Source organism: Sulfurimonas sp. ST-27 (assembly GCF_048081595.1).
Lineage (GTDB): Bacteria > Campylobacterota > Campylobacteria > Campylobacterales > Sulfurimonadaceae > Sulfurimonas > Sulfurimonas hydrogeniphila.
Window position 1 is genome coordinate 1,060,457 of record NZ_CP182226.1, and the last position, 26,897, is coordinate 1,087,353.

Here is a 26,897-nt window from a genome sequence, read left to right on the forward strand (position 1 = left end):
GCATATTATAATTTTGGATAGACAATGCAGGTAAACATCCCTTTAAAACAAACAGTTGACAACTCATATGACATTACTATAGATACGATTAAAAAAGTTCATTTTGATAAAAAAGTAGCTATTATTACCAACCCGAAAGTGGCCGGACTTCATCTGGCATACTTCCTTTCAAAAATATCAGCAAAAGAACTTTATATTATTACAGTACCTGACGGAGAAGAGTATAAAAACCAGGATTCTGTTGACTTGATATTGGAGTCTTTGTTTAACCACCGTTTTAACAGAAAATCAATGCTTATTGCTTTTGGAGGCGGCGTTATAGGAGATATGACAGGATATACGGCAAGTATATACCAGCGCGGTATTGATTTTGTGCAGGTACCTACAACACTGCTTTCTCAGGTAGATGCCAGTGTAGGCGGAAAAACAGGTATAAATAACAAGTACGGAAAAAATCTAATAGGTGCTTTTCATCAGCCCAAAGCTGTCTATATTGACCCTCATTTTTTATCGACACTTCCCAAACGGGAATTTGGAGCCGGTGTTGCCGAGATTATCAAAATGGCAGTAACCTTTAACAGAAATTTCTTTGAATTTTTAGAAACAGCAGATCTGCACGATAAAGAAGTTTTGCAAGAAGCCATCAAACAGGCTGTACAGACAAAAGCAGATGTTGTCGCCAAAGACGAAAAAGAGCATGGACTGAGAGCTGCCCTGAATTACGGGCATACATTTGGGCATGTCATTGAAAACGAAACAAAATACAAAACCTATTTGCATGGTGAAGCAGTAGCCATCGGTATGGTGATGGCGAACGAAGTTGCTGTGGCTATGAACCTGATGACGCCACAGGAGGCACAGAGGGTAAAAGAGCTTTTACAAAAGTATGATTTGCCGACTTCTTATACCATCGAAGATGTCAACAGTTTTTATGAAACATTCTTCCTGGATAAAAAAAGTCTGGATGCTTCTGTAACGTTTATCATCCCCGTAGGTATTGGTGGCGTAAAAATTACAGATGAAGTTGATAAAGAGTTGATTCTCAGTGTTCTTCGTACATTTGGAAACAACTGATGCTGTTAAAGTCTTTCATTTTTACTGTTAGTATACTTTTTTCTTCTTTGTTGCAGGCAGATATTTCTGTTGAACAAAATGCCACAGATATAACAAAAGAAGAAGCACTTGCACTTGAACAGACAAAAGCATATGAACAGCAGATAAACACCATAGAGTTGGATATATCTGATGAAAACATGTGGATGAAAAGTTACTCTTCCTACCTGACATCTATGGATGTGAAACATAATCTTGATGCCATTAAAAAAAGAATCAGGTATCTTGCAAAACATGCTAAAACAGACGCCGACAAAGATGAACTTATCGCCTTGATATCCAAAGAAAATATTTTGGCTTCACAGATTGAAAAATTAAAAGGCACCAACAGTTCTGCACCGTTTTCAGAACTGATAACGCCGCCAAATATCGACAAAGTACCGGAAGTAAACAATCCTTTTGATATTCTTACCGGTCTGTCTATGATAAAAACACTCAATGCTAATCTTGAAGAGTACAAGAAAAAAAGAGAAAGTCTGATAGATTTGATCAGCAAATTAAAACAAGAGAAAAAGATTTATAAAAAAATTCTGCAGCTGCAGCCGAAAAACAAAAAATATGCTCAGATATACAGAAACAAACTTGCACAGCTTGAGATGTTTGAACAGGCACTTGATACTATGAATGTAACAATGAATGTCTATCAAAAACGCCTGGATATTGCAGAGATAAACATCAACAAAGGCATTGAAAAACAGGTTTACAGACTGATAAAAATAGGCATGGCAATACTGTTCGTATTTTTTATATTTTTTCTTTTAAAGCTGGTTGTCAAGAAATATATCACAGACAACGAACGTTTTTATATGGCAAACAAAATCATCACATTTACAAATTTCATCATTATAATTTTGATTCTGTTTTTTAACTATATAGAAAACGCTTCCTACCTTGTAACAATCCTTGGATTTGCTTCAGCAGGTATAGCCATTGCGATGAAAGACTGGTTCATGTCGATGCTGGGCTGGCTTGTTATCGTCTTTGGCGGAAGTATACATGTAGGGGACAGAATCCGTGTAGATATGGGAGGGATGAAATATGTCGGCGATGTTTTAGATATTTCGCTCCTTCGTATGACGATTTTGGAAGATATAACTTTGACATCCATCATGCACAACAGAAGAGCAGGCCGTATTATATTTATACCGAACAACTATATTTTTACCCAGATGATTGCAAACTATACACATAATTCGCTCAAGACGGTTTGGGATGGTGTAAAGATTACGATTACCTTTGACTCCAACCATAAGAAAGCTATGCATATAGTCAAAGAAATCACTAAGAAATTTTCTAAGGGTTATACGGATATTACAAGAAAACAGCTTAACAAACTCAGACAGCATTATAATTTGAAAAACACAAATGTCGAGCCGAGAATTTATTCGTTTATAGAAGCAAACGGGATAGATATAGAAGCCTGGTATCTTACCAATGCCTATGCTACTTTAACGCTCAGAAGTGTCATCTCAACAGAAATTTTGGATGCATTCAGGGAAGCGGATGATATTACGATAGCGTATCCTACACAGAAGTTACATGTATCTATGCAGAGTGAATCACCGAGTGCACATAACGGAGAAATAGTCTAATGCAGAGTAAAAAAAATGTCCGCGGGGCAAAAAAAGTATATTTTAAAACATTTGGCTGCCGAACAAATCTTTATGATTCTCAGGTTATGATGAGTTCATTAAAAGAGTATGAAATAACCCAAAATGAAGCAGAAGCCGATGTCATCGTTATAAACTCCTGCACGGTTACCAATGGTGCCGATACCCATGTGCGTTCCTATATTTCACAGGTAGAAAAAAACAACAATGGTGCAAAGCTTTTTCTAACCGGTTGCGGTGCCCATACCAAGGGAGAGTCTCTTTTAACAGAGAACCGTATCCACGGAGTTTTCGGTCAGAGTGAAAAGCAGAAGATAGATGCACTTTTGGCAAAAGAAAAACCCTTTTACGAACCGGGTGATCTGAACCATATAGACGATATGGTTGTGGATGAGTTTGTAGGCAAAAGCAGAGCTTTTATAAAAATACAGGAGGGATGTAATTTTCGCTGTTCTTACTGTATCATTCCCTATGTACGAGGTGATGCCAGAAGTATGGATGAAAATAGAATTTTAGAGCAGGTCGCAAGACTTGCCCTGAACGGTTTCGGCGAATTTATCCTAACCGGTACGAATGTCGGCAGTTACGGGCAGGATACAAAAACATCTTTGGCAAAACTTATGAAAAAAATGTCTCAAATTCGTGGTGTCAGACGCATACGTCTTGGCAGTGTTGAACCTGTTCAGATTACAGATGAATTTAAAGAGATTTTGGATGAGCCGTGGATGGAAAAGCATATGCACATTGCTTTGCAACACACCTCGCCAAAAATGTTAAAACTGATGAACAGAAGAAATGTTTACAAGCAGGATAAAGCATTGTTTGAACTTCTGGCAGAAAAGGGATACGCAATAGGCACAGATTTTATAACAGGGCATCCGGGGGAGAGTGAAGATTTATGGCGAGAAGCTATGCAAAATGCAAGAGATTTGCCTTTGACACACATTCATGCTTTTACCTATTCAAAGCGTGATGGCACACCTTCTGCCACTATGAAGCCGGAGGTAAACGGCAAAACAGCAAAAGAGAGACTGCACGAATTGCAAGAGTTGATTCAACAGAAAAATTTTGATTTCAGAAAGGCTTACAGGGGGGAGCTTGAGGTGCTGATAGAGTCTTGTAAAGAAGGATTCTATCACGGGCTTGATCAGCATTTTAATAAAATTGTTGTAGAGTCTCAAGAAGATCTGGTTGGAAACTGGATTACTGTTACCAACTATGAAGTAAAAAAGGACTTCAATTATGCCAGAATCTAAAACAAACAGAATTGCGATTTATGTATCGGCCTTTATTATTATAATATTAATTTTATTTGCTCTGCTTCGGGACAATGCTGATGCCATAACCCTGAAACAGGCCAAAGAACTGTTGCAAAACCATAATGTTGAAAAGGTTGTTGCTACGAAACAATATGTTTACCTAAAAACAAAAAAAGGATATTATAAAATCCCTTTTTCACAGGTAACACCTAATATGTTTGCTGATTATAAAGTGGAAGTTGACAATGAATCAAATATATTGCTTTATCTGTTACTGTTTATACTGGTTTTGGGACTTGGTTCTTTAGCTTTTAGAAAATGGCAAAAAAAATCATTCAGAGAAATTTTTACTGCAAATGAACTCAAAAATGATACAAATCTTTCTTCTTCTGAGGGAAATACTCACATTGAAGCGATAAAAAGTGATGTGAGTTTTGATGATATAGGCGGTATCAGCGATGTTAAAGTGGAACTTGAAGAGATTATAGATTTCATGAAAAATCCAAAGCGATACAAAAGTTTTGGTGCGCGTATGCCAAAAGGAGTGCTTTTAATAGGACCTCCCGGTGTTGGAAAAACGATGATAGCAAAAGCGGTTGCGCATGAAGCGGGTGTGCCTTTTTATTATCAGAGCGGGGCATCATTTGTGCAGATTTATGTCGGTATGGGGGCTAAACGTGTGCATGAACTTTTTGCAGCAGCGAAAAAAAATGCACCTTCTATTATATTTATAGATGAAATCGACGCCGTAGGAAAAAAGAGAGACGGCAACAGAAATGATGAAAGAGAAGCAACTCTGAATCAGCTTTTGACTGAAATGGACGGATTTGAAGGCTCAAGCGGAGTGATTGTTATTGCTGCGACTAACAAAATAGATGTTTTAGACTCGGCACTGCTGCGTGCAGGACGTTTTGACAGACGGATTTTTGTAGAACTTCCGACCAAACGAGAACGTGAAGCGATTTTGATGAAGTATCTGGAAAAAGTACCGCATGAGCTGGATGTCAAAACAATAGCAAATATGACTGTGGGATTTAACGGTGCCGCACTGGCAGCACTTGTGAATGAGGCGGCTTTGTTGGCTTTGAGACAGAATGATTTTCATGTTACTTTGGAACATTTTGAGCAGGTAAAAGACAAAGTGATGTTTGGAAAGAAAAAACTTCAAATGCTCAATGAAAGACAAAAAGCATTCCGGGCAACCTATCAGGCCGGAAAGGTAGTGCTGGCAACCTATTATGATATAGCTTTTGAAAAACTGATGCTTTCAAACGAAAAGCTGACACCTGCTACGGATGAGCCGTTTATAAAACAGGAACTTGAATCTCGGGTGAAAATGCTTTTAGCCGGAATAGCTGCCTGTGACATAAAGTACAATGAGCATGCAAGCAGTGCCAAAGATGATCTGGATGAAGCAAAAAAACTTGTGAAAAAAATGTGTGAAGAGTATGGTATGTGCTCGTCATTACTGCCGGATGAAAAAGAGCAGGAACTCCTGCTTAAAAGGCTTTACGAAGAGAGCCGTGTATTACTTGAATCTCTTTTGAAAGTGCTTGAAAAAATCGAATATGTTCTTTTGGAACGTGAAAGTATTAGTAAAACCGAAGTAAAAGAGTATTTAAATGAAGTTTTTTAGCGGATTTTCTTTAAAAAATGAAAAATACTTTTTTGACCCTTACATGTATAAAAGTGATTTTACCGTAAGCGGTTTCAGTTACGGAGCGATAAAAGCTTTTGAGTTTACATGTAAAGCTTTGGAAGAGGGGAAAAGAGTAGATACTTTACAGCTTTTTTCACCGGCTTTTTTTCAAAGTAAAAATGAAAAGTTTAAGAAACTGCAGCTGATGGCATACAGGAAAAATGAAAACGTCTATTTGCAACAGTTTATAAATGCCTGTTTTTTGCCATATGAGAGAAAAGAAGTAGAACGCAGTGTGACAGTATTGGAAGAGCTGGATGAACTTTTAAACTATGAATGGGATATACAGAAATTATATACACTGGCAGGTAAAGGGGTAACAATTGAAGTCTATTTAGGTGGAAAAGACCAGATAGTTGATACGAAGAGTGCCAAAGAATTTTTTCTGGATGTGGCAACGGTTACATACATAAAAGAGGCAAATCACTTTTTGCAGGTTTCATGAAATTTTACCGTATATAAATGCCTAAAACTCCGAGGGCAAATCCTCCCGTTGGTCTGAGCCTCTACGCTTTAGGCATTTATATACTAGCTCCGTGAAATAAAAGAGTGAATATTGATTATTAAAATAAAAAGGAAAAAAATATGAGTGAAATAAAAATAGGTGTAATAACTGCAAGTGACAGAGCAAGTAAAGGAATTTATGAGGATATAAGCGGAGTGGCTATTCAAGACACGATGAAAGAGTATTTAAAAAGTGAATTTGAAATAGTTTACAGATGTATTCCCGATGAGCAGGATGTGCTTGAAGCAACAATGAAAGAGTTGTGTGATGATGCAGGATGCTGCCTGGTTGTGACAACCGGCGGAACAGGTCCGGCACTTCGTGATGTGACACCCGAAGCGACTGAAAATGTATGTGAGAAGATGATGCCGGGTTTTGGTGAACTGATGCGTCAGGTAAGTTTGCAGTATGTTCCAACAGCTATACTTTCTCGTCAAACAGCAGGAATCAGAGGTAAAAGTTTAATTATTAATTTACCGGGAAAACCAAAATCAATCAGAGAGTGTCTTGATGCGGTTTTTCCTGCCGTTCCCTATTGTATAGATCTTATTGAAGGTCCGTTTATAGAAACAAACGAGGATGTTATAAAGGCATTTAGACCTAAATCAAAGTAAAGAATATATAAATTATTGTTTAATAATAATTATTATGTCGTATAAGTACAAGTAAAAACCTTCCTACTTCTGATACAATGGGTTAAATAAAATCCAATTGGTGATATATGAAGTATGAAGTATTTTTACCAGATATCAAACTCAGCAGCATAATTAAGTGCTATGTTGTTATATATGATTTTACTTTACTCTCTGATATGCTTTTTCTGCCAAATGGCGGGAACTTTATAGTTTTTAACAGAGGTATTACCGGCTACTCACTTCTTAATAATAAAAAATATCAGATTCCGGAAGGTTATTTTGCAAGTATAAAAACGGCTAAATCCCAAAAAAGCATTTTGGACTTAGAAAACATTCCGCAGGTTGAACCTGCTGTTATGATACTCGCTGAACTTTTGCCAATAGGTTTCTATAAGTTATTTAAAAAAGATGCTGCTTCTCTTTATAACCACTATCTTCCTCTTGAAACCACAGTGATCAATAAATACTTTTCCAAACTCTATATGCATAAAAGTATGGAGCAGGATATTTGTTATCTGGATGATGCTTTTTTACAAATGTATAATGACCAAAATAATTCTAGAGAATTTATAGAGGATATTTTGGAGAGAATTGAAGAGTATAATTATGAAGTGACTGTAGAAGAGTTGGCACAGGAGTTTGCCTGCAGCCGGCGTACTATAGAGCGTCAGTTTAAAAAATTCATTGGTCTTTCTCCCAAAAAATTTATTTTTGTCTGTAAGTTTTATCAGATCTTTATGGAATATATTTCTGATGGAAAGAAATTCAATGACACCCAGTACATATATAACGACAATGCACATTTAAACAAAGTCTTTCATAATATAGTCGGCCTGTCTCCCAGTCAGACTTTTGAAGATATAAATAAAAAACACACACTCAATGTATATCAGTTAAAAGTTTCAGAAGTCTGATCAATGATTAAAAAACAATTTTAATGCCTACAGGACAGTGGTCTGAACCTTCTATATAATCCAAAATAAAAGCATCTTCAAGATTTTCCGCCAAATCTTCAGATATGAAAAAATAATCAATGCGCCAGCCGACATTTTTTACTCTTGCATTGGAACGGTAGGACCACCAGCTGTATGCGTCTGTTTTGTCTCCATGGACATATCTGAATGTATCTATATATCCATGATCTAAAAATTTGTCTATCCATTCTCTTTCTATTGGGAGAAAACCGGATGTCTTGGCATTTGCTTTCGGATTTTTCAAATCTATTTCACGGTGTGCGGTATTTACATCTCCACATACAATAATACTTTTTCCCTCATCTTTGAGCTTTTCACAATAGGCTAAAAAATCATCATAAAATTTCATCTTATAGGCAAGACGCTCTTCATCCTTCTGACCGTTTGGAAAATAAACATTAAAAAGAACGATATCTCCATAATGTGTCTCAATGATACGTCCTTCATGCTTTGTATCAATGTCATTACATGGTGAGGTATAATCACTCTTTAGCATACTAAAAGTGGCTGTTCCGCTGTACCCTTTTCGTTCTCCGGAATTAATGACAACTTCTGTGAACTCTTTTTCAAACAGATTGTCTGGAATTTGCTCTTTTTGTGCTTTTATCTCTTGCAGGCATAAAATATCTGTGCTTCTTTCATCTATCCATTTAAGCGCTTCTTTGTTAGCTACAGCACGTATTCCGTTAACATTCCATGATATTATTTCTATTGAATCTGACATATAAGACCTGTACTTTTTTTTCAAAATTATAGCACAAGTCTGAGAGTACAATAGAAAAAAGTTGATGTAAATCAATCTGACAAGAATACTCTAATGTTATAATATTTTTTTATAAAAGTAAAAGGGATTAAAATGTTAATAGAATCAAAAGATGTACTACAGGTATCAAATGCAATGATGAATATTTTGCATGAAGAAGAGATAGAAATAATTAATAATTTTCACGATGCGGTACTTGCCAAAGATATTAAAAAAATAGATGAACTTTTTCAGGTTGTTTTGTTTGATGTTGAGGACCACTTCACAACAGAAGAAGATATGATGGAAGAGAGTAACTTTTATGCAATGCAAATGCATAAGAGCGAACATGACACAATGAGAGGAAAAATAAAAGATTTGTTAGAAGAGTGGAATGAAAACAAAGACCCTCAGGCAATACAGACTTTTTTGGAAGAGGAATTCAAACACTGGATTGTTTTACATGTAGCACGATGGGATTCTGAGACTGCAATGCATATCGGTGATACAATGTAATGTAAATTTCCTAAACCAGGCAGTTTAGGAAATTTTTTTAAACAAAGTCTACTTTTGCCAAGTGATGGTTGAGACCAAGTTCAGCCGGAGTACAACCAAGTGCAAGTCCAACCATTTGCTGCATATGCAGTACAGGAAGTTCTACTTCACGACCGATCGCTTCACTTGCATGTGCAGTCTGCGTATCAAGTTTAAGGTGACAAAGCGGACATGGTGTTACCATCCAGTCGGCATTGCCATCCATCGCACCGGCAATAGCATTTCCTGTTAAAACTGCTGCAGTATGGGGTGCCTGCAATTCAACATGAAAACCACAGCATTTGTTTTTTTCATCATAATCGACAGTCTCCCCGCCACAGGCAATGATTAAGTCATCAAGTGAAGTAGGATTATAAGGGTTTTCAGCAGTTTTATGTGTTTCGTTTTGCAATTCTGAAGGGCGGATATTATGGCAACCGTAAAATGGTGCAATATTAAACTGACTTAGCGGTGTAACAACCATCTCTTTGAGTTTATCAAGTCCAAAATCATCAATAATTGCATATAAAAAGTGTGTAACATCAGAAGTACCTTTATACTCGAGACCTACTTCTGCAAGTTTTTCATTGACTTTTGCTTTGAGCTCTTCGTTGTTGTCAAGTCTGTGTTTTGTCATTGCTGTATTGAGCTGACAGGTATTACAGATAGTAACCATTGTAAGCCCGTGTTTTTCAGCATAGGCAATGTTTCTGGCATTTAAAACCAAAGATAAAAAGTCATCATAATCCTGAAGATGGGATGCGCCACAACATGAAGCCTCAGTCAGTTCCACAAGTTCTATTCCCAGTTTTTCAGCAACTGCCATAGTTGACATCATTTGTTCAGGAGTACTTTGTTTTGCAGTACATCCTGTAAAAAGTGCGTATTTTAGTTTTTCCATTTATATTTCCTTACATTCTCACATTTATTGAACAAAGTCCAATAAATATTCAATCACTAAAGTTTTTTACTATTAGTAAAAAAGTAGCTTTTAGCTACACTCCTAAAACTTTACAGTTGATGAAGATTTTACAAGTTTTTGAATCTCATCAAGATTTTGGGATTTTGTGATACCCCACGGCGGAACAATTTTACCTTTTGTAAACATTTTAAATGCAACAGGTATATGTTTAACAATTGCCGGACCTTCAGAGTAGAGGACAAGTCCACCCTCATCAAGTACACCGTTTTTCATAATTGACTTTTTAAAGCCGACGGCATGACGAACTGCAACATTGTTTTTGGCAATACCTTCCTGGAAAGCCATTTGGTGCAGTTTTGTAATTTTACCAATAGGATTAATCTCTTTTGGACAGGCTTCGGCACATTCAAAACATTTTACACAGTCCCAGACACCCTGTTTTTCTTCATTGACATCTGCGAGTCTTGATGTTGAGTTGTCCCGTACATCGGCACTGAAGCGATATGCTGCTGCAAAAGCGGCAGGACCGAAGAAATCTTCATTGATTTCAACGGCAGGACAGGCATAGTGACAGGCACCGCATTGGATACAAAGATCTGCTTCGTCAAGTTTTTCGGCATCTTCAGGTGATACAAGGTTTTCAGACTCCGGATTTTCATCAATATCTGCAACAAGGTATGGTGTGACAGCAGCGTGTTTTTCCCAGAAGTCACCTTTGTCTATAATCATGTCTTTGACAGCTCTTTTTTTACTCAACGGTTCAATAACAAGCTCATTGCCAAAAAGTTCTACCATATCATTCATGCTCTCTTTACAGGCAAGGGTCGATCTTCCGTTTACTTTTATGGCACAGGTTCCGCAGATACCGTGACGGCAGCTTCTTCTGTATGAAAAACTTCCGTCATGATCCCATTTTATTCTGTTTAGTATATCCAATACAACTTCTTCAGAAGTCACTTCCATATCGTAATTTTCATAATATGGAAGGTAGTCTTCATCAGCATTAAAGCGAAATACTTTGAAGTTTACTTTTTGCGTAGTTATTTTATGTTCTGTACTCATAAGTTATCCTTAGTAATTTCTTTCTTTGAGTTCATGTTTGCCAAGAACAACATCCATATAATCCAATGTAATGTTCCCATTCTCATCCATATATGCCATAGTGTGTTTTAGAAAGTTTTCATCATCACGTTTTTCAAAATCTTCTCTGTAGTGTGCACCGCGACTCTCTTCTCTGGCAATAGCACTCTCAACAATAAACAAAGAGTAGTCAAGCATATGCCCAAACTCCAAAGCTTCCTGCAGTTCGGTGTTAAATACTTTTGATTTGTCTTTTATACGTACATTTTTAAATCTTTTACGAAGTTCTTTTACTGTGTCAATTGCGATTTGCAAAGTCTCTTTGCTTCTAAATGCACCTGCATTTGCAGTCATACACTGTTGCAGCTCTTCTCTTAGGGCAGGCACGCTTTCATTTCCGTTATTATTGAGTAAAAATTCAATTTCTTTGAGTGCTGTCGCCGCATCCTCTTCACTTGCTTTGCGAAGTTCAATAGTATCTACATCCCGTACCATTGTTTTACCGACAAAACGACCAAAGAGAAGGGCTTCAAGCACAGAATTTGCACCCAGGCGGTTTGCACCGTGTACTGATACACAAGAGCACTCACCTGCGGCATAAAAACCTTCTATAAATTCTTCATTGTTTTTACGGGCATGTCCGTCAATATCTACAGGAATACCACCCATAGAGTAGTGTGCCGTAGCAGAAATCAAAATAGGCTCTTTTATCATATCAAGGCCTAAAAATGTCATCGCAAGTTCACGAAGTTCAGGAAGTTTATTCATAATAAGTTCTTTCCCAAGATGTGTTACGTCAAGATATACAGCATCTTTTCTCGGTCCGACACCACGGCCTTCTCTGATCTCATTTAAAATTGCACGCGCAACAACATCACGTGATGCAAGTTCAAGAGCGTTTGGAGCATATTTCTCCATAAATCGTTCGCCTTTGGAGTTATAAAGACGGCCACCCTCACCACGAGCTGCTTCAGAAATTAAAACACCGTTTCCGGAAAGTCCTGATGGGTGAAACTGAACAAATTCCATATCTTCAAGAGGAAGACCGTGACGGGCTACAATTGAGAGTCCGTCACCTGTATTTGCATGGGCATTTGAGTTGATTTTATAGGCACGGGCATACCCGCCTGTTGCAAACATGACAGTTTTTGCATTAAAAACAGCCATTTGCATATCACGAATATTATAGGCAACGACACCTGATACTTTGCCGTCTTTATAGATGATATCAGCTGCATACCATTCATCCCAAAATTTTACACCGACACGATACGCCTGTTCATATACTGTTTGTAAAAGTGTTAACCCTGTTCTGTCTTTTGCAAAACATGCACGAGGTGATGATTGTCCTCCAAAAGGGCGCTGTGCAATTTTACCGTCAGGTTTTCTGCTAAAAGCAGCACCCATTCTCTCTGCCCATCTGATTGTTTCAGGTGCATTTTTACACATAAATTCTACGGCGTCCTGGTCTGCCAGATAGTCAGATCCTTTTACAGTGTCAAATTCATGAAGTTCAACACTGTCTTCATCACTAAATGCTGCGTTGATTCCACCTTGAGCTGCACCGGAGTGACTTCTCAAAGGATGTACCTTTGTTATAACAGCAACTTTTTTTCCTGCATTTTGCAATTCTCTTGCTGCTGCACATCCTGCAAGGCCTGCACCAACTATAATCGCATCGTAAGTATAAATAGGAATACTCATTAACCCATCCTTCAATAAAGAACTAAAATAATGCTGATTATAGCGTGAATAGTCTTAGGCTAGGTTAAATGCAGTATTTGTTTTTGTGAAGTTTGTGTTTGTTACTATTTGAGACATGTGACTCTTTACATCTCTCTTTGGGCTAAGTCTCTTAGTTGGAAAATTCTATTGTTTCCTGTTGTTTTTGCATATTCTAAAATTTCCTTTGCCTGTTTTATTGCCTCTTCAAGTGAAGTGTTGTTCGGTTTGATGACAAATCCGCCTGTTACAGTTATATGTATAGGACCGTGGCCAGGTGCATTAAATTTGAGTTCAGAAATACTCTCTCGTATTATTTCCATATCTTTGAAAAGCTGTTCTTTCGATGAGCGTGAAAGAACGACTGTAAATTGATTGTAGTCTGTTCTCGCGATGACATCTATGGGTTGCTCATGCAAAGAAACAGTGTAAGCAACTTTACGCAGTATTGCCTGTGTGACTTCCTGGGTAAAGGCTCTGTTGGATTTTGAAAAATTATCCACCTCAAGAACAGTAACAGCTGTAAAGTTGCTGTCTTTGAGTCCTTTTTTTGCTCCATAAGAGTTTACAAGACCTTTGTAGTTGTTTATTTCTGTTACAGGATCAAGCATGCTGGGGTTGTTCTGAACAACAGTTTTTCTGTTCATCCTCAGTGCAATAGCGTCAGCCTCGAGTGAAAAAATTTCATAATCGCTTTTAGTTTTATCAACCTGAAACAGGTACTCAATATCCTGTAAAATGGCCGTCAGCATTTTTCTGTACCAAAATGTTGCAAATAAAATAAGAAAGAAAGTCATAATTACCAGGATTTTTATAATATCAAATTTTTGCTGATTATAGGTTAGACTTTTAAACAGCATAGTATCTATCTGCTGTATTATTTCATTCAGTGATCTGTCTAATTCTGCTTTTGCTTCTTTTGCAAGTTTTTTATTTTTTGATCCGACATAATATTTATGTGCCGCATTGTTAAATTTGTCAGTTAGTACAGAAAGTCTTTGTAAGTCATCAAAATACTCTTTCTCATTTCTCAGTATATATCTGTCTGTAATGTTGTATTTATAAAGCATTTTCAGTTTGTCGATTTCTTGATGCAGCTGTGTGCTTTTTCCGTTAAACTGTATAAGTGCCAGTTCTATATCGTCCGTATCCAAGTGTGTGAGTGTTTGAATAATCTTTTTTTGATTGTTCAAATTATTGACTTTATCAAAAGAGAGTTGTTCTTCAAATGTAAGCAAAACAGCCAAAGACGCCAAAAAGAAGATAAAAAGCAGATAAAATTTTAAGTGTTCAAAAATTCTTTTAATAGAATATTTCATAGTATGTTTTTCCTAATAATGTTATAATGGCGTTATATTCTATATCGGCAGTAATTAATATATGCTTAATAAAAAGAAGTCTTATTGAATTTAGAAAATTATTTTATATCACAATTTAACAGTAAACACATTGGTGACGACGGTGCATTGATTGACAATATTGTCTATTCCAAAGATGCATTTTTTGAAAACGTGCATTTTAAACGCAGCTGGATGAGTTGTTTCCAAATTGCCCAAAAAGCAATGCTTGTAAATATTTCTGATGCGGTTGCAATGAATGCTGTGCCGAAATATGCACTGTTAAGTGTTGCAATGCCAAAGAATATGACAAAAGCAGAAATGAAAGATTTGGCTGACGGATTTAAATCAGTCGCAAAGCAGTACAATATAGAAATTATCGGCGGTGATACAATCAGCAATACAAAGCTTGATATCACTGTAACCGTTATTTCCAAAACAAAAAAGCCACTCTTGCGCACCAGAGTCAGAGAAAATTATCTTTTTGCTTTTACCGGGGAGCTTGGGCGTTCGGCAAAAGATTTGAAAAAACTGCAAAACCTGGGGAAAATCCACAGAAAATCAAAATTTGTTCATATCAGATTAAGAAATGATTTTGTCACCAAAAGTATAAATGTTTTAAAAGCGGGTATGGATATATCGGATGGTTTATGCAGCGATTTGGGTAAAATTGCATCACTGAACAAAACAGGCGTGCAGTTTATAAAAAAAATACCTAAGCATATTGCATGTAGCGGGGAAGAGTATGAAATGCTGATTGCTTTTGATGCAAGGGATCTCAAAAAAGTCAAAATGTATGCCAGACAAACCAGAACAAAACTGACAGTTTTTGCAAAAGCTGTAAGAAACAAATATACAAACAGATGTAAAGCACATCATTTTTAAGGAACAGAGAAATATGGACAGATTTTATTCACTTGCACATGCAAGTATTGATTTTCACTTTAAACAGACTCCCCGTGATTTTGTAGTTGAGGAGATACCTTTATATGAATTTTCGGGAGAAGGGGAGCATTTAATACTGCAGGTAAGAAAGAAGAACCTCTCTACAAATGAAATGATAGGACAAATTGCCCGTTATCTGGGTATAAAAAACAAAGAAATAGGCTATGCTGGGCTTAAGGATAAAAATGCGATGACAGTGCAGTATATCTCTTTGCATAAAAAATATGAAGAAGCGCTGGAAAATTTTAATTTTGACGGAATAAAAATTCTTTCAAAAACCTATCATAACAACAAGTTGAGAATAGGGCATCTAAAAGGCAATCGTTTTTATATAAAACTGAAAAAGGTCAATCCTACAAGTGCTGAAAAAATTGATGAAGCATTAAAAAATATAGAAAAATTCGGGTTGCCGAATTTTTTCGGGTATCAAAGATTCGGAAATGACGGAGACAATCATATTCTGGGAGAAAAGTTGGCAAAAGGAGAGGCAAGAGAGCGTAATCCCAGAGTCAAACGTCTCCTTATCAATGCCTATCAGAGTCATCTGTTTAATCTTTGGCTCTCAAGAAGACTTGAGATCAATACGCTTGTGAACAGTTTTAAGGCTGAAGAGATCGAGAGTTTGTTAAACATGCCAAACGAAGAAGTCAAAAAGATGAAAGATCAGAAGCATCCTTTTAAACTTATCAGCGGTGATGTTATGGAACACTATCCGCATGGAAGACTTTTTGACTTTGAAGGCGCAAAAGAAGATTTAGAAAGATTTAATGCACGCGACATCTCTGTTACAGGACTTTTGTGCGGGAAAAAAGTACGCCATGCCACAGAAATTGCAGGAGACATTGAAAAAGACTATGATGATGAAATCAATGCTGACGGAGCCAGGCGCTATGCCTGGGTCTTTCCAACGGAGATAGAAGGGCGTTTCAACAAACACGAAGCACAGTATGAAATGAACTTCACACTCCCTAAAGGTTCGTATGCCACAGTTTTAATAGAAGAAATTGCCAAAAGGAAAATAAATGAATAAGAGACATATCACATCAGCCGTATCCCAGCTGTTCGGTAAATTTGCAAATAAAGAATTTCCGCACTGGTTTCAAAAAATTGTAAACTATTCCTATGTAAAACTGATGGGACTCGATATGAGTGAATTCCATGACCCGGGTACCTATAAGAGTCTGAACGCGCTCTTTACAAGAAGACTCAAAGAGCCAAGAAAATTTTCTTTGAATGCAGAAGATTTTATTGCACCCTGTGATTCTTTGATTACGGAGTGCGGCAGACTTATTGACGATTATGCTTTACAAATCAAAGGCATGCGCTATAAAACTGATAATTTGCTTGGAAAAAATTTTACACAGGCAGAAAAAGATTATGTGCATAACGGAGAATTTGTAAATTTTTATCTTTCTCCAAAAGACTATCATCGGTATCATATTCCGATGAATCTGCAGGTACTTAAAGCTGTACACATTCCGGGAAAATTTTATCCTGTTAATATCCCTTCGTTGAAAAAACGTTTGAATCTTTTTATAGAAAATGAGAGAGTTGTGCTGCTGTGTAAGACACAAGAAGGAAAATATTTTTACATTATCCTTGTGAGTGCATTGAATGTCGGCGTTATGAAAATAAGTTTTGAGACGCGTATACAGACAAATGCAGATGTACAAGAGGAACAGGTGTATGAGTTTGAAAACCTTTATCTTGACAAAGGTGAAGATTTTGGCTGTTTTGAAATGGGCTCTACCATTGTCATATTGGCCGAAGAAGATATGCTAAAACTTTTAGTCAAAGAAAATGACAAAGTAAAGTTTGGAGATACAATAGCAAAATATAACTCCAAATAATATTTTTTATTTATGTTACAAATATACTCATGTATATCAATGTCTTTTGCTTTTCTTAAATTCTTGATTTAAATCAATCATTTATAATTTTTTCAATGCTATTATAAAAACGTTAGTAAATATGTTGAGAACATTGTAAAGTGTTTAACTACTTTTAAAAATAGTGAGGAGAAAATATGTCACTTTCAAGAAGAGAATTTCTTAAAAGTTCAGCGGCAGCTTCTGCAGCAGCAGCTATTGGTATGACTGTACCAGCAGAACTGAATGCAGCAGCAGCGAAAGCTGAAAATAATTGGAGATGGGACAAGGCAGCTTGTCGTTTCTGTGGTACCGGTTGCGGGATTATGCTCGCAACTACGGGAGATGGTAAAGATAGAAAAATTGTTGCGGTCAAAGGGGATCCTGCTGCGCCGGTTAATCGTGGTCTTAACTGTATTAAAGGTTACTTTAATGCGAAAATCATGTATGGTGCGGACAGACTGACACAGCCGCTTCTTCGTGTAAATGACAAAGGCGAATTTGACAAAAAAGGGAAATTCGCACCGGTTTCATGGAAACGAGCGTATGATGAGATGGAAAAAAACATCAGAAAAGCACTCAAAGAAAAAGGTCCTGAAGGGGTAGCTGTATTTGCTTCTGGACAGTATACAATTATGGAAGGATATGCTGCCCAAAAAATGATGAAAGGCGGATTCAGATCCAATGCGATTGACCCGAATGCCCGTCACTGTATGGCATCTGCTGTTGTCGGTTTTTACCAGACATTCGGTATAGATGAGCCATCAGGTTGTTATGATGATATTGAATTGACAGATACAATCGTAACCTGGGGTTCAAACATGGCGGAAATGCACCCGATTTTATGGTCTCGTGTAACAGACAGAAAACTTTCAGACCCTGAACGTGTAAAAGTGGTCAATATTCAGACCTATACACACCGTACCTGCGATTTGGGTGACTTTAACATTATTTTTAGACCAAACACTGACCTTGCATTATGGAACTATCTTGCTCGTGAGATTGTGTACAACCATCCAGAAGCCATTGACTGGGATTTCATCAAGAAAAATATTATCTTTGCAGCAGGTCCTGTAAATATCGGATACGGTTTCAGACGTGCAGGTGAAAAATCTGTTACTCCGGTAAGACCTGACGGCAGTGCCGGAAAATATGATGCAAAAGAGATGGAAATTTACAATAAAGAGATGAGTAAGGTTGTCTCAGAATTAGAAGGTCCTGCGTTAGAACCATATGGTTATAAAGCCGGTGATACTATGAAAAACACTGCCGGTACTTTAAAACACTGGGAAATTTCTTTTGAAGAGTATAAAAAATCTTTAGAACCATATACATTGGAGTATACGGCAAAACTTTGTAAAGGTGATCCTGAAGAATCACTTGACAGCTTTAAGAAAAAGTTGCAGGATTTGGCAGCGCTTTACATTGAAAAAGACAGAAAAGTTGTCAGTTTCTGGACAATGGGTATGAATCAACATACACGTGGAACATGGGACAATACACTTTCATACAATGTTCACTTTATGTTAAACAAACAGGCACGTCCTGGCTCTGGAGCATTCTCATTAACTGGACAGCCTTCGGCTTGTGGTACTGCTCGTGAAGTCGGTACGTTTGCACACAGACTGCCTGCAGATATGATGGTAAAAAATCCAAAGCACAGAGCTATTACAGAGAAAGGCTGGCATATTCCTGCAGGAACACTGAATCCTGTCGGAAATCAGCATATTATGAAAATTCACAGAGATATTGAAGACGGTGTTGTAAAATTCGCATGGGTGAATGTGTGTAATGCATATCAAGACAGTGCCAATGCAAAACACTGGATTAAAGCGGCTCGTGAGATGGATAACTTCATCGTAACATCAGACGGGTATCCGGGTATATCTGCAATGGTATCTGATTTGATTTTGCCGTCTGCTATGATTTATGAAAAATGGGGTGCATACGGAAATGCAGAACGCCGTTCACAGCACTGGAGACAACAGGTTCTTCCTGTAGGTGATGCGATGAGTGATACCTGGCAGTGGGTAGAGCTTTCAAAAAGATTTACGGTAGATGATCTGTGGGGGCCTTATACACTGAGAAACGGTAAAAAACTTCCTGATGTAAGAGAAAAAGCCTATGCAATGGGGTATAAACCAGATACGACTATGTATGAAATTCTATATGCAAATGAAAGAGCGAAGAAAAACTATCCGTTGGCATTGGATCAGTTTCCACAAAAAGGGTATGACAATTCAGAATGTCTCGGTGATGCAAGAAATGTTGTCGGAAGTGACGGTAAAGTTTTCAAAGGCTACGGCTTTATGATTCACCAGTACCTTTGGGAAGAATATGCATCATTTGGTAGAGGTCATGGGCATGACTTGGCAGACTTTGTTACCTACCATAAAGTTCGTGGTCTTAAATGGCCAGTTGTTAATGGCAAAGAGACTGCATGGAGATTTAATGTAAAATTTGATCCATATGCGGCAAAACATGCAAAAGAAAACGGAAGAGGCAGTGAATTTGCATTCTACGGTCCACTTGCCAAAGCATTACCACACGGTAATTTAACAGGTGTACAAGACAAAAAGAAAAAACCGTTAACAGACAAAGCAAAAATCTTTGCCCGTCCGTATATGGATCCGCCGGAAATGCCGGATGAAAATTATGATTTATGGTTGTGTACAGGACGTGTGCTTGAGCACTGGCACTCTGGAACAATGACGATGCGTGTGCCTGAGTTGTACCGTGCTGTTCCTGAAGCGCTTGTCTATATGAATCCTAAAGCCGCTGAGGAAAGAGGACTCAAAGACAATGATTTATGCTGGGTTGAATCTCGTCGTGGTAGAGTAAGAGCTCGTGTTGAGACGCGTGGACGTAACAGACCGCCAAAACCTTTGGTATTTGTTCCGTGGTTTGATGAGCGTGTGTTTATCAATAAAGTAACATTGGATCAAACCTGTCCTATGTCAAAACAGACAGACTTTAAAAAATGTGCTGTAAAAATTTATAAAGCATAGACAATAAAGAATTTACAATGAAAAAAGAAGCACTCAGCGACAGAAGAAAATTTATCTTAAATATGGCCAGAGGTGTTGGCTATGCTGCGATTGGCGGATTTTTATGGAGCGCGTATCTTGATGATGCGAAAGCTTCGCCGCTGATACTGCGTCCGCCTGCGGCTATAAAGGAAGAAGATTTTCTCAAAACCTGTATCAAATGCGGATTATGTGTTGAAGCATGCCCGTATGATACATTGATGCTGGCTAAACCCGGTGATCACAGACCTATAGGGACACCATACTTTATTCCAAGGGATATTCCCTGCTATATGTGTGAAGATATTCCTTGTGTTCCTGTTTGTCCAAGTGGTGCACTTGATGAATCAAGTGTGACCGTAAATGGGCATTTGGATATTAATACTGCTGATATGGGTTTGGCAGTCATTGATGAAAACAGCTGTATCGCTTTTTGGGGAATTCAATGTGATGCATGTTATCGAGCTTGTCCTATCTTAGGACAAGCCATAACGGTAGAATATTCTAAAAATGAAAGAACCGGCAAACACGCATTTTTAAAACCTGTGGTGCATGCAGATGCCTGTACAGGCTGCGGAATGTGTGAACATGCCTGTGTGACAGAAAAACCGGCTATCTTTATACTGCCTCGTGAAGTGGCAATGGGGAAAGCCGGCAGTCACTACATCAAAGGCTGGGATAAAAAAGATGAGTCAAGACTAAAAGATGCTCATGCGATTCATACTACAACAAATGTAAGTAAAAGAAAAGCGGTTGACAAGCTTAACAGTGGTTTGGAAGGTTTGTTGGATGAGTAAACTATGGAATAACTATAGATATCTTATTTTAAGAAGATTTACACAAATTGGAATATTAATTCTATTTTTCGGTGCAAATGCCTGGGGATGGAAGATACTTGAAGGAAACCTCAGTTCATCCGAACTATTTGGAATTGTTCCGATGAGTGATCCTTATGCAGTGTTGCAGATGGTGGCAGCAGGTGCCGTAGTTGCTACTGATTTACTTATAGGTGTTGCTGTTGTAACACTGTTTTATTTTTTTATAGGCGGCAGAGCATTTTGCTCCTGGGTATGTCCTGTAAATATGGTTACAGACAGTGCTAATTATTTAAGAAGGGTGTTTGATATTGATAGAGCGCAAATAACAAAACAACCAATTACAAGAAATGTAAGATATTGGATTTTGGGTATTAGTTTAATAGTTTCGGCCTTTATGGGTATAGCAGCTTTTGAATTTGTATCGCCAATATCAATGATGCACAGAGGTCTTGTCTTTGGTATGGGCTTTGGCTGGGCAGCTATCGGTATGATATTTCTTTTTGATTTGTTTGTCCTTAAAAATGGTTGGTGTGGTCATATATGTCCACTCGGTGGATTTTATTCACTTTTAGGAAAGTTTAGTTTTATTAGAGTGCATCATCTGGAAGAAAACTGTACACTTTGTATGAAGTGTAAAGTGGTTTGTCCAGAAAAACAAGTACTTCATATGATAGGCAAAGAATCACTTCCTGTACTCTCAGGAGAGTGTACAAATTGTGCCAGATGTATAGAAGTATGTGATGATGATGCTTTAAGGTTCTCAATAAGAGATTTTATTCAAAATAAAAAAATGGGAGAGTAAAATGAAAATTTTAACAAAGATTACGATCGGTTTTACAACTGCAGCTTTATTACTCGTTGGATGTAATAACAATGCACAGGTAAAACCTCAGGAAAAAACACAGGTAAAACCTATAATAGATGAAAGTCAGTTAGGATACAGAGGGACAACTGATCTTTTAAAAGAAGATGTTGTTCCGCCTAAAGTAGAATATCATTCGGCTGCACCGGGAACTTCAAAGAAGTTTAAGCGAGCTTATCAGGATGCTCCGCCGATGATACCACATGATACAACTGGAATGTTGCCGGTCACACAAGACAACAATCAGTGTCTTATGTGTCATATGCCGGATATGGCACCATCTATGGGCGCTACACCAATTCCTGTTTCACATTTCACAAATTTTAGACCGCATACCTCTGTCAAAGGTGATAAAATTTTGAAAAACGGAAAAGTGGTTAAAAATACTTCTTCTGAAACACAGGCAAATGTATCTATACAAGTTGACAAAGATGAAAAGCATCTGTATGCAGGAAGATTTAACTGTACACAGTGCCATGCACCTCAAGCAACAAATATGCTAGTTGACCAAAACAGTTTTAGACCTGTTTATACAGATCCAAACGGTGCTTCCAAATCATCTTGGGATCAATCCAAGTGGATGAAAAATATTGATACTGAAAAGTAAATAAACAAATGGAAAGAAGAGAGCTTTTTAGCTTTCTCTCTTCCTCTGTAAAAGAGGCAGCAGAGAAAAATAAAAATGAAACAGTCATTATACGTCCACCGTATTTTAATGATGCTGATGCTTTTGTTACAGAGTGTCAAAACTGTGAAGCGCAGTGCGCTACTTTGTGTCAAGAGCAGATTATTATTATCGGAGAGGACAGAACACCTTACTTGGATTTTAGCAAAAGAGGCTGTACATATTGTGATGAGTGTGCAACAGCCTGTCCCAGTGATGTTCTTCTGGTTGAAAACAAAAGGAAAATTTTTGCTGATATTGTGATAAATCAGGATAAATGTTTGAGTTGGCAGGGTGTTATGTGTTTTTCATGTAAAGACCCCTGTCTGGAAGATGCCATAGATTTTAAGGCAATGTTTATGCCTGAAATCAATGGCAAATGCACAAGTTGCGGTTTTTGTATCAGCAGATGCCCGGCGGATGCTATTGATATTGAGAAGGTAAGTGAATGAAATATCTTGTTTTTCTACTAATGGTCATTTCAGGCATACATGCAAAAGGTTTAATACAGCCGGAGTATATTTATAAGGTTTCATCAGGACTTGTAACAGATGTTTTATATAAGAAACAAAAACTCTATTGTGCTACTGATGACGGAAAAATAGAAATTTTTAATACAAAAAGCAAAAAAAATATACAGGCAATCAAGTTAGACAAAATTAAAGATTTTATGGGAGATGCAATAGATTCTAAAATATTTTCTATTGATCTGATTAATGGCTCTTTGTTGATACTTTCTCAAGATAACGGAGGATACAGCAGAGTTCATATTTACAATTCTTCAGCTTTACATGTAATCATTTCAGGAGATGACAGACTCAACATTATCAAAGCAAAATTTATAGACAAAGAGAATATATTGATTGCATTAATTAGTAATGACATTATCTCTTATAATATTAAATCAAAAAAGAAAAACTGGACAACACAGGCTTCTATGTCCAAGTTTTCCAATTTTGCACTTAATAATGACAAAACATTAGTGGCTATTGCGGATGAAAGTGGAGATGTGCATCTTATTTCCACCAAGGAGGGCAAGCATGTAAAAACACTTCATGGAGACAATGTCGACAATATTTTCAGCATTGATTTTAAAGGTGAAGTGGTTTTAACAGGAGGACAGGACAGACGTGTAGGAGTGTATAATCTGAAAAACGGCGATGCCTACTATAAAATGTCACACTTTTTTGTATATGGAGTAGGACTCAGCCCAAGCGGGAAAACAGCTGCATACAGCAGTGATATAAACAACGATGTAGAACTTTTTGATACAACGACAAGAGAGGTTTTGGGAAAATACAAAGCTGATAAAATGATTGTCAACAGTATCTATTTTATCAACGAAAAAGAGTTTTTTATAAACAGCAGTTCGCCTAGAGTAGGGTATTATAAAATCAAATAAGGAGTAATAGATGATGGAGTTTACACAAAGTGAATTTTTAGTTGAAACTGAAGTTCCCCAAGATGAATTAATAATTTCAAGAACAGATTTATCAGGGAGAATCACCTATGCAAATGAAACATTTTGTGAAATAAGCGGATATTCTCAAAATGAAATCATCGGTAAACCCCACAGTATCGTGAGGCATCCTGATATGCCGGATGCAACATTTGAAGATTTGTGGAATACTATAAAAGCCGGAAAACAGTGGAAAGGCGTAGTAAAAAATCTCAGAAAAGATAGAGGTTTTTACTGGGTTGAGGCTCTTGTTTCGGGTGTCTATAAAAAAGGCGAGCTGGTTGAATACAAATCACTCAGAAGTCCCGTTTCTTATGCAACAAAGTTAAAATATCAAAGATTATATGATAAAATGAGAAGTGAAAAGAACGAAAGAATAAGAAAAATAATTTACAGTTAAATTGTAGTTGCACTAGTGCAATGAGCTTCCTGCTGAAGGAAACATAGCGTTAGCGTAGATGACAGAATTACTTCTGGCATCGTAATAAAAGAATGAAGGAGGTTTCCTTCATTTTATAAAATAAAATTAAGGAAAAGATAATATGAATGTTTCAAGTATAGTGGTACAGACAGTACCGAAGTTTTTAGATGAAGTGGTGCAGAGTTTAAAAGAGTGTGAGGTTTGTGATTATCATTTACATGATGAAAAAGGCCGTATTATCATTACAATAGAAGGTAAAGATGTCAGTGAAGAGCTTGGAAAACTGAAAGTGATAGAGGCCATTCCTCATGTGATTGCGGCTGATATGCAGATGGCATATTCAGAAGATGAACTCGATGCAAATATAAAAGTGATTAATGAATCAGATGCCGTGCCAAATCTACTCAAAGATGAAAATGTTGAGATTGACAGAGTCGTGTACCATGGGGATTTAAAGAAAAAAGATTCTCAGTTGCAAGAGTTTGCAAAAAGCCTGAGTAATCCTGACGGAGTTGAGTAATGGCAGTTATTTTTACAGCTACTATCAAACTGGATGATGCCGGAAAATGGTTTATAGAACTTAAAGATGAAGCAGACGGTAGAAGTGAAATTTGCTTTGATATGGATGAGTTTGAAAAAAACATTGAAAAACTCGGTGATGACTATGGTGGATACATTGATGAAGTGAAATGGCAAAAAGATGACAATGTGCCTCCTTTTGTTATGGATGAAATCAGAGTTCTTATGGCAGAACACCGTGCAAAGATAGAAGAAGAGAGAGGGGAACCGATTACACCTGTTGCGCAGGAAAACAAGGAGTAAATCTAAAAACTTGATTTATATCAAGAATTACATAAGTTATATAAGTTATAATTTATGTGAATTTAAAAAAGGAAGAGAAATGAAAAAATTACTACTTTCAATGGCAGCATTGCCATTAGTAATCGGTGGATTGAGTGTAAGTGCAAGTGCAGACGGGATTAATATTTTAGACAATATTAAACTAAAAGGCCAAATTCGTCCTCGTTATGAGAGTGTTGATGACGGAAAAGCAACAACGACAAATGCGAGTGCATATACTGTACGTACAAAATTAACAGCAACAGCGAATCTCCTTGGTGTAGATGGTCTTTCTGCAAGTATTGGTATGATTTCTGTAAATAATTTAGGCTCGCATGAGTATAACTGGAATGGAACATCTTATACAGACGGAACAAAACCATATTCAGTGGTGATGGACCCTCAACAGGCAATGATTTCAAATGCTGAAATTAATTACAGTGTTGATAAAACAACAGTACATGTAGGGCGCAGTCAAATAAATCTTGACAACCAAAGATTTATCGGCACAGTCGGCTGGAGACAGTTCGAACGTTCTTATGATACAGTTTTTGTTGCAAATAATTCTATTAAGAATCTTTCAGTATTAGTTGCGTGGGTTTATGGTTTTCAGGGTGTAATCGCCGGACCGACTGCTGATACGAACAGTGTGCTCGTACATGCTGCATATAAAGTAATGCCGGAACTGAAAGTAACTGCATATGACTATATGATAGCCGGTGCACATGATACTTACGGTATTGCATTGACAGGAAAAGTAAAGACAGGTATGGCAAAACTCAGCTACCGTGCTGAATATGCTTTACAAAAAGATTCTACTATGGAAATCCATAACAGTAACGGAAAAGCAGATGCTTCTTACTATAATTTGGATTTGGGTGCAAATGTAAACGGTATTCTAGCCGGTGTTAATTATGAGTTTTTAAGTGGTACTACCGGAACAGACGGAAAAACAAACTTTAACCCTATGCTGGGAACAAATCATAAATTTAACGGTTGGGCGGATGTCTTTTATGTAGGAAACAGCGGACCACTCGGTGGTTTAAAAGACTTTAATGTCCGTTTAGGCTATACTGCAAAAGGTCTTGGCAAGTTGCTTGCAGTCTATCACACATTTACAGCGGATAAAACGATGGGTGGGCTCGATGACTTAGGTTCTGAGTTTGATGCAGTATATACAAATAAAATTCCTGGAGTAAATAACTTAACAGGTCTTTTAAAGTATGCTGACTATTCAAAAGGTACAGTTGCAGGATATACAAACGACATTCAAAAAATCTGGGTTGGTTTAGACTATAAATTTGCTACAAAATAAAAAGCAAATTTCATATTAACTCTAAGCGTTAAGTTTTTTAGAAACCAGGTTTCAGTCTAGTCTTTATAGGCACAAAGCCCGCACTAAAGTACGGGTTCCGAAAAAACTGATTAGGTTTTTCGGAACCTAGACTTTAGTCTAGGCTGATTTGTTTAAAAGTTTATATATTCCTTACATCACACATTAAATCTGAAGTGCATAATATCACCGTCTTGAACAATATACTCCTGTTTTCCACGATTTGCCACCCACTTTTGAAAAAACTTAAACAATTTTAAAGTCAGCTATGCAAAGCATCATAAAATCTTTGTTGAATCTTAGATAGTTTCATAGGGAATATTTCACCATCATCCAACTTTATAGCAAATACATGTTTAATGAGGTCCCTTAAAATTTTATATGAAATTTGATATTCTTTTTTTAAATCCCTTGTTTTTACTTCAAACTCTTTATATATAGCATATGCCACAAAGCAAATGAGGATATGGGCCTTGATTCTTGTTTCTAGCCTGTGATGTATCGGCCGTATTTGAAGATCTGTTTTAGA

At 37.1% G+C, this 26,897-nt stretch carries 26 protein-coding genes and 1 pseudogene; 21 read left to right on the top strand and 6 right to left on the bottom strand.

From position 1 onward, the window contains the following. Positions 1-24: 24 nt before the first annotated feature. From aroB to ACM66U_RS05630, 7 genes are all read left to right on the top strand, one after another. Complete coding sequence (gene aroB / locus ACM66U_RS05600; protein ID WP_346388708.1) at positions 25-1,074, top strand: 3-dehydroquinate synthase; 1,050 nt, start codon at positions 25-27, stop codon at positions 1,072-1,074. Continuing rightward, positions 1,074-2,705, top strand: coding sequence for a mechanosensitive ion channel domain-containing protein (locus ACM66U_RS05605; RefSeq protein ID WP_418641365.1), 1,632 nt, complete (start codon positions 1,074-1,076; stop codon positions 2,703-2,705). Before aroB ends, ACM66U_RS05605 begins: the two co-directional genes overlap by 1 nt. Beyond that, entirely contained in the window at positions 2,705-3,979 is a 1,275-nt protein-coding gene (gene mtaB, locus ACM66U_RS05610; protein ID WP_418641366.1) for a tRNA (N(6)-L-threonylcarbamoyladenosine(37)-C(2))-methylthiotransferase MtaB, read from the top strand. Before ACM66U_RS05605 ends, mtaB begins: the two co-directional genes overlap by 1 nt. Next, positions 3,966-5,618: an AAA family ATPase gene (locus ACM66U_RS05615; protein WP_151900410.1), complete on the top strand. Its 1,653-nt coding sequence runs from the start codon at positions 3,966-3,968 to the stop codon at positions 5,616-5,618. The genes mtaB and ACM66U_RS05615 overlap by 14 nt, the downstream gene beginning before the upstream one ends. Further along, the gene (gene bioV / locus ACM66U_RS05620) at positions 5,605-6,126 is read left to right on the top strand and encodes a pimelyl-ACP methyl ester esterase BioV (RefSeq protein ID WP_151900409.1); all 522 of its coding nucleotides are present in this window, start codon (positions 5,605-5,607) and stop codon (positions 6,124-6,126) included. The genes ACM66U_RS05615 and bioV overlap by 14 nt, the downstream gene beginning before the upstream one ends. A gap of 140 nt (positions 6,127-6,266) precedes the next feature. Beyond that, positions 6,267-6,800, top strand: coding sequence for a molybdopterin adenylyltransferase (gene mog, locus ACM66U_RS05625; RefSeq protein WP_151900408.1), 534 nt, complete (start codon positions 6,267-6,269; stop codon positions 6,798-6,800). Positions 6,801-6,907: 107 nt separating this feature from the next. Next, the gene (locus ACM66U_RS05630) at positions 6,908-7,735 is read left to right on the top strand and encodes a helix-turn-helix domain-containing protein (RefSeq protein ID WP_418641367.1); all 828 of its coding nucleotides are present in this window, start codon (positions 6,908-6,910) and stop codon (positions 7,733-7,735) included. Between the two features lie 7 nt (positions 7,736-7,742). Here the strand turns inward: ACM66U_RS05630 and ACM66U_RS05635 are convergent, their stop codons facing one another. After that, the gene (locus ACM66U_RS05635; protein ID WP_151900406.1) at positions 7,743-8,519 is read right to left on the bottom strand and encodes an exodeoxyribonuclease III; all 777 of its coding nucleotides are present in this window, start codon (positions 8,517-8,519) and stop codon (positions 7,743-7,745) included. A 132-nt stretch (positions 8,520-8,651) separates the two neighbouring features. Between ACM66U_RS05635 and ACM66U_RS05640 the strand changes: the two genes are divergently transcribed. Beyond that, complete coding sequence (locus tag ACM66U_RS05640) at positions 8,652-9,053, top strand: hemerythrin family protein (RefSeq protein WP_418641368.1); 402 nt, start codon at positions 8,652-8,654, stop codon at positions 9,051-9,053. Positions 9,054-9,090: 37 nt separating this feature from the next. Here the strand turns inward: ACM66U_RS05640 and ACM66U_RS05645 are convergent, their stop codons facing one another. The 4 genes from ACM66U_RS05645 to ACM66U_RS05660 form a co-directional block, all read right to left on the bottom strand. Continuing rightward, on the bottom strand, positions 9,091-9,972 hold the full coding sequence (locus ACM66U_RS05645) for a CoB--CoM heterodisulfide reductase iron-sulfur subunit B family protein (protein ID WP_151900404.1): 882 nt from the start codon (positions 9,970-9,972) through the stop codon (positions 9,091-9,093). A gap of 102 nt (positions 9,973-10,074) precedes the next feature. Beyond that, entirely contained in the window at positions 10,075-11,055 is a 981-nt protein-coding gene (locus ACM66U_RS05650; RefSeq protein ID WP_151900403.1) for a succinate dehydrogenase/fumarate reductase iron-sulfur subunit, read from the bottom strand. A gap of 9 nt (positions 11,056-11,064) precedes the next feature. Continuing rightward, positions 11,065-12,777, bottom strand: coding sequence for a succinate dehydrogenase flavoprotein subunit (sdhA, locus tag ACM66U_RS05655; RefSeq protein WP_418641369.1), 1,713 nt, complete (start codon positions 12,775-12,777; stop codon positions 11,065-11,067). A 125-nt stretch (positions 12,778-12,902) separates the two neighbouring features. Further along, positions 12,903-14,114: a GGDEF domain-containing protein gene (locus tag ACM66U_RS05660; protein ID WP_418641370.1), complete on the bottom strand. Its 1,212-nt coding sequence runs from the start codon at positions 14,112-14,114 to the stop codon at positions 12,903-12,905. 84 nt (positions 14,115-14,198) lie between these two features. Here ACM66U_RS05660 and ACM66U_RS05665 point away from each other — a divergent pair, with 84 nt between their 5' ends. The 13 genes from ACM66U_RS05665 to ACM66U_RS05725 all read left to right on the top strand — a co-directional run bounded on the left by ACM66U_RS05665 (position 14,199) and on the right by ACM66U_RS05725 (position 26,350). Next, positions 14,199-15,017, top strand: coding sequence for a thiamine-phosphate kinase (locus tag ACM66U_RS05665; protein ID WP_418641371.1), 819 nt, complete (start codon positions 14,199-14,201; stop codon positions 15,015-15,017). A 13-nt stretch (positions 15,018-15,030) separates the two neighbouring features. Beyond that, positions 15,031-16,107, top strand: coding sequence for a tRNA pseudouridine(13) synthase TruD (gene truD, locus ACM66U_RS05670; protein WP_418641372.1), 1,077 nt, complete (start codon positions 15,031-15,033; stop codon positions 16,105-16,107). After that, the gene (locus ACM66U_RS05675; protein WP_151900398.1) at positions 16,100-16,927 is read left to right on the top strand and encodes a phosphatidylserine decarboxylase; all 828 of its coding nucleotides are present in this window, start codon (positions 16,100-16,102) and stop codon (positions 16,925-16,927) included. The genes truD and ACM66U_RS05675 overlap by 8 nt, the downstream gene beginning before the upstream one ends. Before the next feature lie 176 nt (positions 16,928-17,103). Then, positions 17,104-19,953 (top strand): nitrate reductase catalytic subunit NapA, encoded by a 2,850-nt coding sequence (napA, locus tag ACM66U_RS05680; RefSeq protein ID WP_418641373.1) that lies wholly within the window; start codon positions 17,104-17,106, stop codon positions 19,951-19,953. Positions 19,954-19,970: 17 nt separating this feature from the next. Then, on the top strand, positions 19,971-20,768 hold the full coding sequence (gene napG / locus ACM66U_RS05685; RefSeq protein ID WP_151900396.1) for a ferredoxin-type protein NapG: 798 nt from the start codon (positions 19,971-19,973) through the stop codon (positions 20,766-20,768). Beyond that, on the top strand, positions 20,761-21,591 hold the full coding sequence (gene napH, locus ACM66U_RS05690; protein WP_418641404.1) for a quinol dehydrogenase ferredoxin subunit NapH: 831 nt from the start codon (positions 20,761-20,763) through the stop codon (positions 21,589-21,591). Before napG ends, napH begins: the two co-directional genes overlap by 8 nt. A 1-nt stretch (position 21,592) precedes the next feature. After that, entirely contained in the window at positions 21,593-22,258 is a 666-nt protein-coding gene (locus ACM66U_RS05695) for a nitrate reductase cytochrome c-type subunit (protein ID WP_418641374.1), read from the top strand. Positions 22,259-22,266: 8 nt separating this feature from the next. Beyond that, complete coding sequence (locus tag ACM66U_RS05700) at positions 22,267-22,767, top strand: ferredoxin-type protein NapF (RefSeq protein ID WP_151900393.1); 501 nt, start codon at positions 22,267-22,269, stop codon at positions 22,765-22,767. Beyond that, positions 22,764-23,717 carry a WD40 repeat domain-containing protein gene (locus ACM66U_RS05705; RefSeq protein ID WP_346388721.1) on the top strand — a complete coding sequence of 318 codons (954 nt, stop codon included), beginning with the start codon at positions 22,764-22,766 and terminating at the stop codon, positions 23,715-23,717. The genes ACM66U_RS05700 and ACM66U_RS05705 overlap by 4 nt, the downstream gene beginning before the upstream one ends. Positions 23,718-23,730: 13 nt before the next feature. Then, positions 23,731-24,174, top strand: a complete 444-nt coding sequence (locus ACM66U_RS05710; RefSeq protein ID WP_151901521.1) for a PAS domain-containing protein — start codon at positions 23,731-23,733, stop codon at positions 24,172-24,174. A 142-nt stretch (positions 24,175-24,316) separates the two neighbouring features. Continuing rightward, entirely contained in the window at positions 24,317-24,715 is a 399-nt protein-coding gene (locus ACM66U_RS05715) for a chaperone NapD (RefSeq protein ID WP_151900391.1), read from the top strand. Then, positions 24,715-25,017 carry a hypothetical protein gene (locus tag ACM66U_RS05720; protein WP_151900390.1) on the top strand — a complete coding sequence of 101 codons (303 nt, stop codon included), beginning with the start codon at positions 24,715-24,717 and terminating at the stop codon, positions 25,015-25,017. The genes ACM66U_RS05715 and ACM66U_RS05720 overlap by 1 nt, the downstream gene beginning before the upstream one ends. A gap of 79 nt (positions 25,018-25,096) precedes the next feature. After that, positions 25,097-26,350 (top strand): hypothetical protein, encoded by a 1,254-nt coding sequence (locus ACM66U_RS05725; RefSeq protein ID WP_151900389.1) that lies wholly within the window; start codon positions 25,097-25,099, stop codon positions 26,348-26,350. Positions 26,351-26,630: 280 nt separating this feature from the next. Here the strand turns inward: ACM66U_RS05725 and ACM66U_RS05730 are convergent. After that, positions 26,631-26,897 (bottom strand): annotated as a pseudogene (locus tag ACM66U_RS05730) (hypothetical protein); the annotation flags it as partial.